Below are 14,552 nucleotides of genomic sequence, written 5' to 3' on the forward strand. Positions count from 1 at the left end.
CACGACCTTGCCGCAGTGGCCCAGCGCTTATCCGGCCAGCGGCGCCTGCGCCACGCTGAAACTCCTCAACGAGGACTTCATCGTGACCGAGCTGCCGCTGCAGCTTCCCTCTGGTGAGGGCGAACACATCTGGCTGGACATCGAGAAGAACGGCGCCAACACCGCCTTCGTCGCCCAGCAACTGGCCGAGGCTGCCGGCGTGCAGGAGAGGGACGTGGGCTACGCCGGCCTCAAGGACCGCTACGCCATCACCCGTCAGTGGTTCAGCATCTATCTGCCCAAGGGCGAGGCGCCCGATCTGACCCAGCTTCAGCACCCGGAATTCAAGGTGCTGAGTCAGAGCCGCCACGTGAAAAAACTGCGCCCCGGTGATCTGCTGGGCAACCGATTCCGCATCGTGCTGCGTGACGTGAGCGGCGACCGCGACGCCATCGAGACCAATCTCAGGGCCGTGGCGTCACAGGGCGTGCCCAACTACTTTGGCGCTCAGCGTTTTGGCTTTGAGGGCGGCAATGTCGAGCAGGGCCGGGCCATGCTGGCGCGCGAGATCCGCGTGCGCAACCCAAAGAAGAAAGGCATCTACCTGTCGGCGGTGCGCTCTTTCGTCTTCAATGAAGTGCTGGCGCTGCGGATTCAGCAGGGACTCTGGGGCCAGACCCTGCCCGGTGACGTGATGGACGAGTCGGGGCGACCCACCGGCCCCCTCTGGGGACGAGGCCGCGTGAGCACCACCGATCAAGCGCAGGCCCTGGAAAACGGCGTGGCTGAACGTCACGCCACCTTGTGCGACGGCATGGAACACGCCGGTCTGGATCAGGCGCGCCGCGCTCTGGTGGCCAGCCCGGCTGACATGTCATGGGAATGGCCGCAAGCCGATCAACTGGTGCTCACCTTCTCTCTGCCCGCCGGGAACTACGCCACGTCCGTTCTGAACGAAATCCTCCGCACCACGGAGCCTGACCGGTACACCGAGAACGAGTCTGTGGCTGTCGAAGACGGTGTCCTCACCTCGGGTTGAGGGGTTCAGCCCCTGAGACCCTGCTCCTGGCATACCGTTTCCGGTCCGCGCCCCAGGCCAGCGACACCAGGCCGATGGCCGCACCAAGTCGCCATCAAGACGATGCGCTTGCTAACGCTGCGCCTGAGCAGGGTGGGGCGTTGATCCACTCAGCGGCTCAGAGGCCCAGCTTGGCGCCTGCGCCCAGCAAGGTGGCAACGCCCAGTACGGCAAACACGCCCGCCGCGATCGAGTGCACCAGCTTCATCGGGATCTTGTTGGCCAGCTTGTCGCCGACGAACACGGCTGGCACATCGGCGATCAGCATGCCCAGCGTCGTACCGATCACGACGAGCCATGGCGATGCGTAGTGCGCTGCCATCGCGACCGTGGCGATCTGCGTCTTATCGCCCATCTCAGCCAGGAAGAACGTGACCAGGGTCGCCCCAAAGACGCCGAAGCGTTTGGCAACCTGGGTTTCTTCCTCTTCGATCTTGTCGGGGATCAGCGTCCAGATCGCCATGCCGATGAAGGACGCACCAAGTACCCAACGCAGCACCCCGGGGCTGATGGCACTGGTGATCCAGGCTCCCAGCGCGCCGGCGATGCCGTGGTTGACGAGCGTCGCCGCCAGGATGCCCAGGATGATGGGCACCGGCTTCTTGAAGCGAGCCGCGAGGATGAAGGCGAGCAGTTGGGTCTTGTCGCCAATCTCGGCGAGGGCCACAACACCCATCGATACGAACAGGGATTCCATAGACGCTCCATGACCGGCATTCAGACAAATGACCACAGCGCATCCCCGGTCAGGTCGGATGCGAAGTGGTCAAAGGTCTTGCCAGGTGCTGGAACTGCTGACGCCATGACCTGCGGGTCAAGTGTGTTGACGTCAGCCTCTTCGAGGTGAAGAGCGGCTACTCCCCAGTGACTGCATCATCTTACACGACACGCGCACGGCGTCTGCCTGTCACGAGGCGAGCCGGAGCTGGCGACGTCTAATCGGACTGTAAGCGGCATCCGCTGCTGGCCGGGAGCGTGAGCACAGGGCTGTGTCATGGGATGTCCCTTGCCTGGTTTCAATGTGGGGTCATGATGACATTGCCAGCGTCGGCCTGACGCCATGCCGCCGCGATCTCGCTGGCCGAGGTCACCCGGGCGTGCCGGTCGGCCAGGCCAGCCAGGGTGACTTGTTGCACCACCTCGGCAGCGATCACGGTGCCATCGTCAGCAAGCAGGGGCCGTGTGGCGCAGGCGTTGGCGGCAATGACCACCTGCAAGCCCAGGTGCACAGCGTGGCGGGCGGTGCTGTCCACACAGTTGTGTGTCATGCACCCGGCCAGGACGACGGTGTGCACACCGCGCTGCCGCAGCGCAGGCAGCAAGTCCGTCTCATGCAAGGCCGATGGCCAGTGCTTGGTCAGCACCATGTGATCGGCGCCCATCGTGGGCTGCTGCATGGGCTGGATGCCGGGCCCTTCGCGGTCAAACAGCGGGGCGTGGGCTGCGGTGGCCACGTGGTGGACATGGAAGACCGGCACCCGGCATGCGTCGGCCGCCTGCACCAGACGCTCGGCCTCGTGGGCGGCCGCCCCCAGGCCCGTCAGCGGCAATCGACCGCTGGTTTCGTACTCGCGCTGAAAGTCGATCAACACCAGAGCGCAGCCCTGTGCGGGCGGGGCATCCCGTTCGGATACCCCAGACAGCTGGCGAATGGTGCTTGGCAAGGAGGCGGAGGGCAAGGGCGTGCGGCGGCTGGCTTGGCTGCGCCCCCCGTAGCCCCAATGGGCACCTGGCAGGTTCTGCATCATGATGTAAAGCGGAGCAGCCGGCGGCCGGCCCATGGTGGCTTGCAGCACATCATGTGCAGCGGCCAGAAAGCTGCTTTGCTGACTCAGGCTGTTGCTGCCCGCCGTGATGGCGACCTGCAATCTCGCGCACCAATCGTTGCCTGACAAGGGCTGGCCACCCACGGACCAGGTGGAGCGATCAGGCTGCTCGCGCAGTTGCACCACGGTGAGCTCGGCGACTTTGTCCAGCAACGACGCCATCAGGCGGGTCAGGCCCTGCTGGATCTGGGCGCGCTGGGCCGCGGTCAAGGGTGGGCTGGCGATGTCGAGCGTCAAGAGGGGCATGTCGGTCTCCGATGGGTTGATGAGCGCCATCGTGCGGTCAGTCGACATCTGAAACAATACCTGCGCATGGAACAATGGAGTTTCATTGGAGGAAACAATGGACGGCGCTTACCTGCAGCAGAGCCAGGGCATGGCAGATCTGCTGGTCTTCGTGAAGGTGATCGATCTGGGCAGCTTCACCGCTGCTGCCGCCGCCTTGGGCTTGGGTAAGCCGGCCGTGACCAAACAGATGCAGCGACTGGAGCGACAGGTGGGCGTCACGCTGTTGCACCGCACCACCCGGCGCATTGCGGTGACCGAGGCTGGACAGGTGCTGTACGAGCATGCGGCCAGCATGGTGCGCCTGGTGGAAGACGCGTCAGCGTCGCTGTCCACGCTGTCGGCTCGACCTGGTGGTCGACTGAAGATGACGGCCTCGGTCACTTACGGCAAGCATGTGCTGGGGCCGCTGTTGCCCGCGTTTCATCGCCAGTACCCGGATATCCAGGTGGAGCTGTTGCTGGTCAACCGGCACGTGGACCTGTGGGAGGAGGGCTTGGATCTGGCCATTCGGCTCACGGACGAGCCTCCAGGGCAACTGGCGGGGCGGCCCTTGCATCGGTTTGACTTCGTGCTGTGCGCATCGCCACGGTTCTTGCGGGGCAAGAAGTTGTCCCATCCGACGCAGCTGCAGGATCTGCCTTGCCTGCCCTTTGGCGTGAGTCTGCCGGGGCAGCCCCTCACCTGGCGCTTTGATGGCCCGGATCGGCACACCTGCGCGGTGAAGGTGTCCGGGCCGGTGATCGTCAACAGCAGCGATGTGGTGCGGGACCTGTTGCTGGCCGACATGGGGCTGGGGCTGCTGCCCCGCTTTGCCGTGGCGGACGACCTGGCCACGGGCCGCTTGCGTGTGGTCTTGCCGCGTTGGGTGCCGCAAGGTGCGTTTGGCTCGACCGCCTGGGCCTTGTGGCAACCGCAGCGCGTGCTGCCACCCAAACTGAGGGTCATGGTCGACTTTCTGGTGGAGCACCTGGGCCCCACAGGCACCTCACTGGAGGGCCACTGAGCGGCCAGGCGCCGCGATCCGCGCACGGAACCGCAGGTAATCCTCCGCCGCCTGCCGGGGGTGCTCGATCATCGGGGCGTGCCCGATGCGGGGCATGACGATGGCCTCGGCCTGCGGGAGCAGTGACTTCAGCAAGGGCACCGTGCCGGCAGACAAGACGCGGTCCTCCTCGCCCCAGACGATCAGCGTCGGGGTGGGCAGGTTCCGGATGGCCTGGTTGACAGAGTCCAGTGCAATCTGACGGAACACGACGAGCTCCAGCGCCCGGTTGGCGATGCGCTGCCGTGCCATGACATTCATGATCGGCCCGGGCAGGTAGGGCGGATCGCTCATGGCGAAGTTCATCATCGCCGGGAAGTCGTCCTCTTTCTCGATGATGAGCGGGTTGGGCTGGCCCGCCAGGACGCGCCGTGCCAGTTCGCCATGAGGCGCCCCGGCGATGCCCGCAGGGTCCAGTAGCCACAGGCTGTCCACGTCCTTCGGGTGTTGTGCGGCGTAGCTCATCGCAATGGCGCCCCCCATCGAGTTCCCGCCCAGGCTGAGCTGCTTGAGGCCCAGCGCCTGGGTGAAGTCATGCACACGCTGGGCTTGGGCGGCAAAGCGGTAGTCGACCCCGGTCAGCCGCGAGGACTCACCAAACCCCACCAGGTCTGGAATGATCACGCGGTAGTGCGGTGTGAGCCAGCGCGCGACGCGTGTGAAGTTGTCCTTGTCGGTGCCAAAGCCGTGCAGCAGCACCAGGGGATCGCCGCGCCCGCCCTCCAGGTAGGCGATGCGTGTGCCGTTGGGCAGAACCAGCTCCTTGCGCTCCAGATCGGCATGCCATCGCTCCACGCTCAGCGCGGCGCGTGTCAGGGGCGGGCCGATGTCGTCGCAGCCTGCCAGCAGGGTTGACAGGCTGACCATCAAGGCAGCCACGAGAGAAGTGAACTTGAGTTGCATGCGAGCCAAGGTGAGAGTGAAAGAGCCGGGGATGAGGCGCCACGACATGGGCGAGCGCCTCAGTACTTGGGGTAGTGCGTGATGTGGCGGATCGAGCGGTACAGGGGCGCCAGCCGCTCATACATGCGGCTGTAGACCTCCTGGTACAGCCGGTCATAGGTCCGGGTGTGTTCATCCTGTGGGAGAAACACCTGCCCGGCATGCGACATGGCCTGCACAGCCGCGCCATGGTCGGCAAAGTAGCCCGCCCCGACCGCTGCGTTGATGGCCGCTCCCAGCCCCGAGGCTTCGTAGGTGTGGATGCGTTCGGTGCGCAGGCCAAAGACATTGGCCGTGATTTGCATGATGCGGTCGCTCTGCGACCCTCCGCCGGCCACGCGCAGGCTCTGGATGGGCACGCGGTTGCACTGGGCCAGTTGTTCTTTGCCGTGGCGCAGGGCATAGGCCAGCCCTTCGATGATGGCGCGGTACAGGTGGGCGCGGGTGTGCACATCGCCAAAGCCGATCACCGCGCCCTTGGCCTCGGGGCCGGGGAACTTCACGCCGGGATTCCAGAAGGGCTGCAGCACCAGCCCCATGGCGCCGGGGGGCGATTGATCCAGCAAGTCGTCGAACAGCACCTCCGGTGCGATGCCTCGCTCTTCGGCCTCTTGCACCTCCTTGGCGGCGAACTCGCGTTTGAACCAGTTCACCATCCAGTAGCCCCGTTGCACGATGATCTCGGAGTTGAAGGCGTGTGGCATGGCCGCCGGATACGCCGGCAGGAAGGGCATGGGGGGCACGTAGCGCGTGTTGCCTGTGTTGATGGTGGCCGTGGTGCCATAGCTGATGCAGCCGACGTCGGGGCGAATGCCGCCACAGGCCAGCACTTCGCAGGCCTTGTCGGCCCCGGCCGCGTACAAGGTCAGACCTTCAGGGATGCCGGTCTCCAAGGCGGCTTGTCGGGAGATCGTGCCCAAGGGCGCCGAGGCCTGGACCAGGGTGGGCAGTTGCTCGCGTTTGACACTCAGCGCACGCCACTTGAGGTCGCTGGCATCGGCCCAGCGCTGGTGCTCGTGATCGAACGGCACATAGCCCACCTGGGACGGGATGGCATCGAGCAACTGGCCTGTGAGCTTGTAGTTCAGGTAGGCCGACAGTTGCACGAAGTGGCGCGTGCGGGCCCACACCTCCGGGAAGTCCGCGGCCAGCCAGTTGCACTCGGCCTTGGATTGCAACTGGTACATCATGTGCTGCTGCCCGACCGCGCGGATGCCCGCCCGCAGCCACCAGGGCAGGCGAGGGTAGTTGTCGGTGCGCCTCGAATCCAGCCAGATGGTGGCGGGGCGCAAGGGCTTCATGTCCTCGTCCAGGCAGATCATCGAGGCGCGTTGACAGGTGAGGGCCACCGCCGCCACCCGCGCCCGCAGATCCGGGTGTTGCGCCCACAACTGGAGGCAGGCCTGGCCCATGTGGAGCCAGAAGTAATCCCCGTTTTGTTCGGCCCAGTTGGGGTGCTTCGAGAAATACGGCGTGATGTGCTGCTGTGACTTGGCCACCAGTTGCCCGTCGAGATCGAACAACATGGCGCGCACGCTTTGCGTGCCCTGGTCCAGCGCCAGAAACAGATCGTGAGATGAGGTCATGCGTCAACCCAGGCGATAGCTGTTGTGAATCGTGTGGACGTAGCGCTGGCATTCGGACTGCCAGCGGGCATCGGTCCAGCCCAGAAGGGTGCGGCACAGGGGCTCGATGATGGGCAAGAGCGAGGCGCCAGCGTCGGCGCACAGCACACCGGCCCGCAGGCGGCGCAACAGCAGGTCATCGAGGTGCAGCACCATCTCGTGCTGCAGGATCCAGCGGACGTGCGCTCGGAGCTGATCGCCTTCGGCCAGCGCACCCACAGGGTTGTTCAAGCCCTGGGGGGCGGCGACGGCGTGCGTGAAGCAGCGTTGCTGCCGATCGTCATGCGCGCGCCGATGGGCGGCCGCGTCGATCAGCCCCGCTGCTTTGAGCGCATCCAGCGCCATGTGCCTGAAGGTGGTCAGCTTGCCACCCGAGACCGAGATCACGCGGCCTTGCTTCCACACCAGGTGATCGCGCCGCTCCTTCGATGGATGGCGCCCCCGGCCCGATGCGATGATGGGGCGCACGCCCGCCATGGTGGCCAGGATGTCGCCTCGGCTCAAGTGCAGGTGCGGCATCTCGCTGTTGGCGACCTGGAGCAGGTAGTCGATCTCGGCGCTGTGGCAGTGGGGCTCGTCGTGGAGGTCGCCCTGGTGATCCAGGTCGGTGGTGCCAATGCAGGTTTGGCCTTTCCAGGGAAAGACAAACACGGGGCGGCCGTCGTCGGGGTGGCGGATGGTCAGGCAATCTTGAACCGGCAGGCGCTGCGCAGAGACGAACAGGTGGGTGCCACGCTGAGGTCGAACGACGGCGGGTGTGCCGGAGAGCCGATCCGCCCACAGGCCGGTGGCGTTGAACACATGGCGGGCACGGACCTGCGTGCGCTCGCCGGTGTCGGTGTCTTGCAGGGTCAGGGTGCTGTGGTGGCCCTGAGGATCGATGTCGATGACCTCGGTGTAGTTGCGCACCGTCGCCCCTTCCAGCGCCGCTTCTTGCAGGATGCGGATCACCAGTCGGCTGTCATCGGTCAGCGCATCGGTGTAGCGCATGGCCCCCCGGAGCCCGTCGGGCTTCAAGGCGGGATAGGCCTTCAGCACGGCATCGCGGCTCATCCATTGGTGGTCACGGATACCGGCCAGGCTGTCATACAGCCTGAGGACCGCGGTCATGGCCCAGCGGCCCGGGAAGCTGCCGCGGCGGATCGGGAAGAGGTAGGGCATGCGCACCACCAGGTCGGGCAGCTCCGCCAGCATCCGCTCGCGTTCCTGCAAGGCCTGGCGGGTCAGGGTCACCGCACCCTGGGCCAGGTAGCGCAGGCCACCGTGCACCATCTTGGAGGAGCGGCTGGAGGTGCCCCAGGAGAAGTCTTTCTGTTCGAGCAGCAGCACCCGCCACTGGCGGCGCGAGGCCTCCAGCGCAATGCCTGCGCCGGTGATGCCGCCACCGATGATCACGACATCCCAGGGCTCATGAGAGGGCAGCTCCGGCAAGGACAGACGCTGGCCCAGCAGGGGCTGCTTCAGGGTCGACCCGATGGGCCTGGGCTCAACCATGGAAGTTCCCCAGGCACCCCGGGTTGAGGGTCTGGTCGCGGTCGAAGTGGCGGATCAACTCGCCGATGGCCGCCATGCCGAGCGGGCCTTTTTCAAGGTGCAGCCAGGGGGCGTGATCGCGGCCCACGCCATGTTGGTGGCTGATCGTGCCGCCCAGCGCCGTGATGGCAGTGGAGGCTGCGCTCTTCATGGCCTGCCACCGCTGCAGGGTCTGTGCGTAGCTGTCGCTGTTGCGGAAGAAGTAGGTCGTGTAGATGCTGGAGCCTTGCGTGTACATGTGCGAGAGGTGGCTGAAGACATGGGCGGTCTCGCCATCGCCAGCGTGTTCGCGAAGGGTCGATTCGATGCGCTGCATGGCCTGGCTCACCTGGGACCAGTTCACGCAGGTCTCCAGGGTGTCCACCGAGTAGCCGTGCGCCCAGAAACCGTGGCGCAGATGGGGTGAGCGAAAGCGGGCGTGCTCCCATTTCTGGCCCATGAAGGTGCCGCCATAGAAGCCATGGCCCTGACGCACGAAGCGCTTGACTTCGCTCAGCACGAAGTTCGCCTGTCTGTGGCTGCCTGTGGTCCCGAAGGTGATCATGCATTTGCCATCGGGGCAGCCACGCAGGGCCGCATAGCGGTGGAGCAGTCGGGCCTGCCAGGCCTCGGCACCCAGCAGCAGGTGGGTGCGTGTTTCCTCCGGGTTGGACAGTCGCAGCATGGACACCGGCACCTTGGCCTGCACCAGGCCCCGCACGATGTTCAGGGCCGTGTCCCAGTCAGGCGCAAAGGCCACATGAAAGGACTCGTGCTCGGGCAGGCGCTGGATGCGCACGTCGACCTCGGTGAGGATGCCCATGCGGCCTTCCGAGCCCATGAACATCTCACGCAGGTCGGGGCCTGCCGAGGAGGCAGGGATGCTGGGGATGTCCAGCGTGCCTTTGAGCGTTTCGATGCGCCCCCCTGCAAACAATTGCTCGATGCGGCCGTAGCGCATCGACTGTTGACCCGATGAGCGGCTGGCCACCCAGCCGCCCAGTGTCGACAGCTCGAAGGATTGCGGGAAGTGTCCGAGCACATAACCGTGTGCCGCCAGTTGGCGCTCCAGCTCCGGCCCTGCCGTGCCCGCGCCAAAGCGGGCGATCTGGCTGGTCTTGTCCAGCGAGATCAACCGGTTCATGCGCGCCATCGAGACGGTCACGATGGGCTGAGTGCTGGCCGGTGGCGTGATGTGGCCCGCGACGGAGGTGCCGCCGCCATAGGGGATCACTTTCACACCCTGGTCCTGCGCCCATTGCAGGAGGGTCTGGACTTGTTGCGTGTCCGTGGGCTCGGCCACGCCATCGGGGAAGCGTTCGAAATGCCCGGAGCGCATGGCATACCAGTCCGGCAGGCTTTGGCCGCGGGCATGTCGGACCCGCTTGTCGGGGTCTTGGGACACCAGGGGGTGAGGGGGCAGGCGGCTGGGGGGCACGCTGCTCAGCACGGTCTGCAAAGAGGCGTCTGGCAGGATGCGGCCCGCCCCGATCTGGCCCCGGATGTAGGCCAGGCCCGTTTCTTTCAGAGGAAAGTGTTGGTCTTCCTCACCCCAGCCATTCCAGCGTCGCATCGTGCGCTCTCCCAAAGTCGCAGGTCCAGACCCGTGTCTGGCTGCATCGAGGAGGCGATTTTTCGGTGTCTGGACGGAAAAGGATTGACGTTTGGCGCCACCGATTGACGGATGACGCCAATCGAGAGGGGTGGTTTGAAATGGCTCGCACGCTGCCGAGTTCACAAGTTATTACATCTCGACATGGCGTTGTCACAAAGGACACACGATGCCAGCCTATCATCGTAAACAACTGTCAATCTTTGACATAAGTTAAAAAAGGGTGATATGAGTGCCGTTCTGATCCATGAACATGCGGCCCTGGACGATATCCAGGTTCGGCGTCTGATGTCAATGATGAGCCCCGATGCCAATGGCTGGGGTCAGGGTTTGAACATACCCACGGCCATGAGGCGAGAGTTTCTCTCTGCGGTCGAGCAATCGGGGGTCAATGGAATTTCACCGCGCTACCTCGTGTTTGAACGCGAAGGGAGGGTGGTGGCCTGCGCCAATGTGTTCGTCTCGGAGACCGATTTTGCTACGTTCGATCCAAAATTGAACCCCGACGCGCGTCAGACCCTCAAACGCTGGTTTCCAGGTTTCATGCGGTTCAAGGTGGTGGAGGTGGGCTACTTCACCATGATCGGCGAGGGCTTGGCCCTCGCCGACGAGCGCGATCTGCCCCAGGTGGTGAACTGCCTGGATCGCGAGTTGCAATTGCTGATGGAAGAGTTTGACGCAGATTTTGTGCTGATCCGGGATGTTCCTCAGGAAAAATATGCCGCATATTGGCAGGTGCTCGGAGAACTGGGTTATGCCCCCAGCACCGGATTTCCGAATGCCCGGCTGGGCGTCAAGTGGGAAACGCTGGATGATTATTTGTCGGCACTGGACAGCAAAACCCGACTCAAATTCAAGAACAGTTTGAAACTCAGGGAGGAGTTTTCAATATCTGTAGAGGTGCTTGGGGACTACGAGCATCTGGCAGATGAGCTGGCCGTGCTGTGGGCCAATGTGAATGCCAAGGCCAAGGATTACAGTCGCGAGCAATTGACGGCGCCTTTCTTCAAGGCCTGCGCGCAGCATCTGGCCGGCCGCAGCGAAATCATCCGCTTCATGCACGAGGGGAGGATGGTGGGCTTCATGCTCAATCTGGTGGGCGAGCAGGACTACATCGTTCTGGATTGGGGTGTTGACTACGATTTCCCGCATTACAGGGAGGCCAACCTCTATCGCGCGGCCACGGTGCTGTCGATCCAGCGGGCCATGGCATGGGGCAAGCGCAGCATGGAGCTGGGCATCACCAACTACACGCCCAAGCTGACCTTGGGCTGCGAGATCCAGCCCTTGACCTACTTCGTGCGCCACCGCGATCAGCCGCACTACAGCCGCACCCTGGCGCGCATGTTGTCCGATGCGATCGTCCAGCCCGACAACACGGAGCATGCCGCCGTGGGCAAGGTGGGATCCGTGACGCACGATCTGCCGGTGTTCGAGCGCAGCATCCGACAGGACCAGAATCTCTATCAGGCGCAGGACATCCTGCACCGTGTTGGCAGCTACCAGCGTTCGAACACGATGCGCCTGGGCGGGATCTATGGGCTGTATCCCGAGTTCAACTGCGCACAGCAATCTCTGGTGACCTTCTCGAACCAGCAGGAGGTCGTCTTGCTGGGCACCAACTCCTATCTGGGGCTCGGCTCGGATGAGCGCATCGTCGAGGCCGCCGTGCAGGCCCTGCGTCGCTACGGCAGTGGGTGTTCGGGCTCCCCCCTGCTCAATGGCACGCTGGACATTCACAACGCCCTGGAGCATGAGCTGGCGCAGTTCATGGGGCGTGAGGCGGTGGCGCTGTGCAGCACGGGCTATCAGACCAATCTGGCGGCACTTTCCGCGCTGTGCGGTCCGGGCGATGTCGTTCTGATGGATGCGCGCAACCACCGCAGCCTGTTCGATGGCGTGAAGCTGTCAGGAGCCGATTGCCTGGTGTTCCGTCATGCCGATCTGGCCCACCTGGACAAACTGCTGCACAGAACGCGGGGGCGCCGCTGCATGGTGGTGACCGATTCCCTGTTCAGCATGGAAGGCACCATCGCCGATCTGGTCGGCATCACCCGCCTGGCGCGGCAGCATGGCGCGCGCGTGTTCGTGGACGAATCGCACGCGATCGGCGTGTTTGGCCCCCGGGGGAGGGGCATCGCAGAGCTGCAGGGGGTGGAGGGTGATGTGGACGTCATCATGGGTACCTTCAGCAAGTCCTTTGCAGCCTTGGGTGGCTTCGTGACGGGGCGGCGCGAGCTCATCGACTACATCAAGCACAACGCAGGCGGGCACATCTTTTCTGCCAGCCTGCCGCCCTCGGTGATTGCCACGGTGCGCGCGGCCTTGCAGGTGGTGATCGCCGAGCCTGAGCGACGCCAGGCTGTTCTGGACAAGGCGCACTACATGGCCACCTCCCTGGCCGACATGGGCTATGAGGTGAGCTACCACGGCGCCCAGATCGTGCCCGTGGTGTTCGGTAACTACACCCTTGCGCTGGCGGCTTACAAGCGCTTCATGGCGCATGGCGTCTACGTCAACCCGGTGGGGCCGCCTGCCGTACCAGAGCAGTTCGCGGGCTTTCGTACCAGCTATATCGCCACCCATCGCTGGGAGGACCTTGAGCGCGCCTTGCAGGTCTTTCGCAGTCATCTGCCGGATTTCCGCCCGGCCTCATCCCATTGAATTCACTCAGGAGTCAGCTCATGTCCATTCAGCATCGCATCATCCAACTCATCGGCAGCGTCATGACAGTCAAGAAGACGGTGGCCCCATCCAAGCTGCTTGTCGAGGATCTCGGGTTCGACTCCATCATGATGGTTGAACTCATGGGCGCCGTCGAAGACGAGTTCGACGTGATCATCACGGTCGACGAAGCCAGCCGCATCAAGACGGTCCAGCATCTGCTCGATGCCGTGGATGAGCGCCTGCCAGCCCCTCGGCAGGCTGCCTGAGTCAGTCAGACCAAGGAGACTGACCCATGCATCATCCTCATTCCCCCGTGGTGCTCAACGCCTGGTGGTCCCGCCTGGCCGACACCCATGAACGTGGCATCCATGTGCTGGACGACACTCAGGGCACGTTGATCTACGCGTCCTACGCCGAGCTTTGCCACAAGGCGCGGGTGATGGCCTCGGTGCTCGCCGCCAAGGGCATCGGCCGTGGAGACGGGGTTCTGCTGTGTGCCGAGTCGCGCCCCGAGTTTCCCGTTCTGTGGCTGGCCTTGACGTGTCTGGGGGCCGTGCCGGTGCCCTTGCCGCCCCAGTCCGCCCTGGTGGGGCGCGATGCCTTCTACAACCGCATCTATCCGATCCTGCCGCATTTCCGCCATTACCTGCACGGTCGGCATGAAGCCCAGGAGATCCAGCGTGCGGCGCAGGATGCAGCGATCCAGCTGTCGTGCTGGGCGATCGACGAGGTGTGTCGCGAGGCCCAGAGCCCGGATCTCGTCGCGCTCGATCCTGTCGCGCTGCAGGACGATGATCTGGCCTTCGTCCAGTACACCTCGGGCAGCACCCGACAGCCCAAGGGCATCCGGATCACCTGTGCCAATCTGGTCGACAACCTGCAGGTCATTGGCCGCCGACTGGCGCTGGACCCCGAGGTGGACACCTTCATGAGCTGGCTGCCGCTCTATCACGACATGGGTTTGATCGGCAAACTGCTGCAGGCCATGCTCACGCAATCCAGTCTGGTGTTGCTGTCTCCACAGGCCTTTGTGAAGCATCCGCTGCGCTTTCTGGCCTTGATCGAGTCGCATCGCGGCAGCATCTGCAGCATGCCCAACTTTGCCTACGAGATGTTGCTCAAGCGCGTGCAGGATGGAACCCCCATGCCGGATCTGAGTTCGATGCGGTGGTTCGGGGTGGGCGCAGAGCCTGTCAGGCTGAGTACCACGGAGGCCTTCAGCCAGCGCTTTGCAGCGCATGGCCTGCGGCATGGGGTGGTATCGCCTTGCTATGGTCTGGCTGAGGCCACACTGGCCGTGTCCATCGAGTCGCCATTGACGGGCTACCAGATCGCGGTGCACCTTGACGCGCCCCATGCCACCTGCGGCCCCTTGCTCGATGGATTCGAGGCGCGGATCGACTCAGAAGGGGCCTTGCTGATCAGAGGGCCGTCGGTGGCTCGCACGGCGCTGGTGGGCGGTCAGGTGATCTCCTTGCTCGACGAGGATGGCTACTACAACACCCGGGACGTGGCAGACATTGTCGATGGGAAGCTGGTGATTCTCGGGCGGGTTGACGAGATGTTCGTGGTCAACGGGGAAAATCGATTCCCCTATGACATCGAGGCGGCCGTGCGCTCGGTGTGCGGTGAAACCACCCGGGCTGCCTGTTTCCAGGTCCCTGCCAGCAGCCCGAGCGCCAGCCAGCCGGAGGTGGTGGTGCTGTATGAGCGGCGTGTGGAGCTGGCCGCGCAGGACGAGGCGATGCAGGATCGCATCCATGCCGCCGTGCTGTCACATGCAGGGCTGCGGGTCGATCGTGTGGTCCCCGTGGATTTCAGGACCTTGCCTGTGACTCCCAGCGGCAAGATTCAGCGTGTGCAGGCGCGGCAGCGCTATATGCAGGCCAGTCGCGGGGTCGAGCACGATCCCGTGACGGCGTGAGGAGATCACATCATGAGCATCTCCCTGTATCGCCGTCATTGCTTGCTGGGCTCTGCC

11 protein-coding genes and 1 riboswitch are annotated in these 14,552 nt (G+C 64.3%); of the genes, 5 read left to right on the forward strand and 6 right to left on the reverse strand.

From position 1 onward, the window contains the following. Window positions 1-1,018: tRNA pseudouridine(13) synthase TruD (gene truD / locus VFW84_RS07940; RefSeq protein ID WP_329679912.1), on the forward strand; the 1,018-nt coding region annotated here is incomplete at its 5' end. Between the two features lie 157 nt (window positions 1,019-1,175). Here truD and VFW84_RS07945 read toward each other — a convergent pair. Together VFW84_RS07945 and VFW84_RS07950 are read right to left on the reverse strand one after the other, a co-directional pair. Next, window positions 1,176-1,754: a TMEM165/GDT1 family protein gene (locus tag VFW84_RS07945; RefSeq protein ID WP_329679913.1), complete on the reverse strand. Its 579-nt coding sequence runs from the start codon at window positions 1,752-1,754 to the stop codon at window positions 1,176-1,178. Between the two features lie 4 nt (window positions 1,755-1,758). Beyond that, window positions 1,759-1,932: riboswitch (yybP-ykoY riboswitch) on the reverse strand. Window positions 1,933-2,073: 141 nt separating this feature from the next. After that, window positions 2,074-3,129: an isochorismatase family protein gene (locus VFW84_RS07950; RefSeq protein ID WP_329679914.1), complete on the reverse strand. Its 1,056-nt coding sequence runs from the start codon at window positions 3,127-3,129 to the stop codon at window positions 2,074-2,076. Between the two features lie 97 nt (window positions 3,130-3,226). On the opposite strand from VFW84_RS07950, the gene VFW84_RS07955 reads away from it, so the two are divergent. After that, complete coding sequence (locus VFW84_RS07955) at window positions 3,227-4,174, forward strand: LysR family transcriptional regulator (RefSeq protein WP_329679915.1); 948 nt, start codon at window positions 3,227-3,229, stop codon at window positions 4,172-4,174. Here VFW84_RS07955 and VFW84_RS07960 read toward each other — a convergent pair. Genes VFW84_RS07960 through VFW84_RS07975 form a run of 4 tightly spaced genes read right to left on the reverse strand, consistent with a single transcriptional unit; the run spans window position 4,157 to window position 9,865 of the window. Then, window positions 4,157-5,164 (reverse strand): alpha/beta hydrolase, encoded by a 1,008-nt coding sequence (locus tag VFW84_RS07960; protein WP_329679916.1) that lies wholly within the window; start codon window positions 5,162-5,164, stop codon window positions 4,157-4,159. The two genes, VFW84_RS07955 and VFW84_RS07960, sit on opposite strands and share 18 nt — an antisense overlap. An 11-nt stretch (window positions 5,165-5,175) precedes the next feature. Next, complete coding sequence (locus VFW84_RS07965; RefSeq protein ID WP_329679917.1) at window positions 5,176-6,741, reverse strand: FGGY-family carbohydrate kinase; 1,566 nt, start codon at window positions 6,739-6,741, stop codon at window positions 5,176-5,178. Window positions 6,742-6,744: 3 nt separating this feature from the next. Continuing rightward, window positions 6,745-8,274 (reverse strand): glycerol-3-phosphate dehydrogenase/oxidase, encoded by a 1,530-nt coding sequence (locus VFW84_RS07970; protein WP_329679918.1) that lies wholly within the window; start codon window positions 8,272-8,274, stop codon window positions 6,745-6,747. Then, window positions 8,267-9,865 (reverse strand): FAD-binding oxidoreductase, encoded by a 1,599-nt coding sequence (locus VFW84_RS07975; RefSeq protein ID WP_329679919.1) that lies wholly within the window; start codon window positions 9,863-9,865, stop codon window positions 8,267-8,269. Before VFW84_RS07975 ends, VFW84_RS07970 begins: the two co-directional genes overlap by 8 nt. A gap of 267 nt (window positions 9,866-10,132) precedes the next feature. Between VFW84_RS07975 and VFW84_RS07980 the strand changes: the two genes are divergently transcribed. The 3 genes from VFW84_RS07980 to VFW84_RS07990 are packed head-to-tail and all read left to right on the forward strand — an operon-like array spanning window position 10,133 to window position 14,495. After that, window positions 10,133-12,568: an 8-amino-7-oxononanoate synthase family protein gene (locus tag VFW84_RS07980; protein ID WP_329679920.1), complete on the forward strand. Its 2,436-nt coding sequence runs from the start codon at window positions 10,133-10,135 to the stop codon at window positions 12,566-12,568. 20 nt (window positions 12,569-12,588) lie between these two features. Next, window positions 12,589-12,837 carry an acyl carrier protein gene (locus tag VFW84_RS07985; RefSeq protein WP_329679921.1) on the forward strand — a complete coding sequence of 83 codons (249 nt, stop codon included), beginning with the start codon at window positions 12,589-12,591 and terminating at the stop codon, window positions 12,835-12,837. A gap of 26 nt (window positions 12,838-12,863) precedes the next feature. Beyond that, window positions 12,864-14,495: an AMP-binding protein gene (locus tag VFW84_RS07990; protein ID WP_329679922.1), complete on the forward strand. Its 1,632-nt coding sequence runs from the start codon at window positions 12,864-12,866 to the stop codon at window positions 14,493-14,495. The last annotated feature ends 57 nt before the right edge of the window (window positions 14,496-14,552 follow it).

Source organism: Aquabacterium sp., assembly GCF_036279655.1.
GTDB lineage: Bacteria > Pseudomonadota > Gammaproteobacteria > Burkholderiales > Burkholderiaceae_C > Aquabacterium.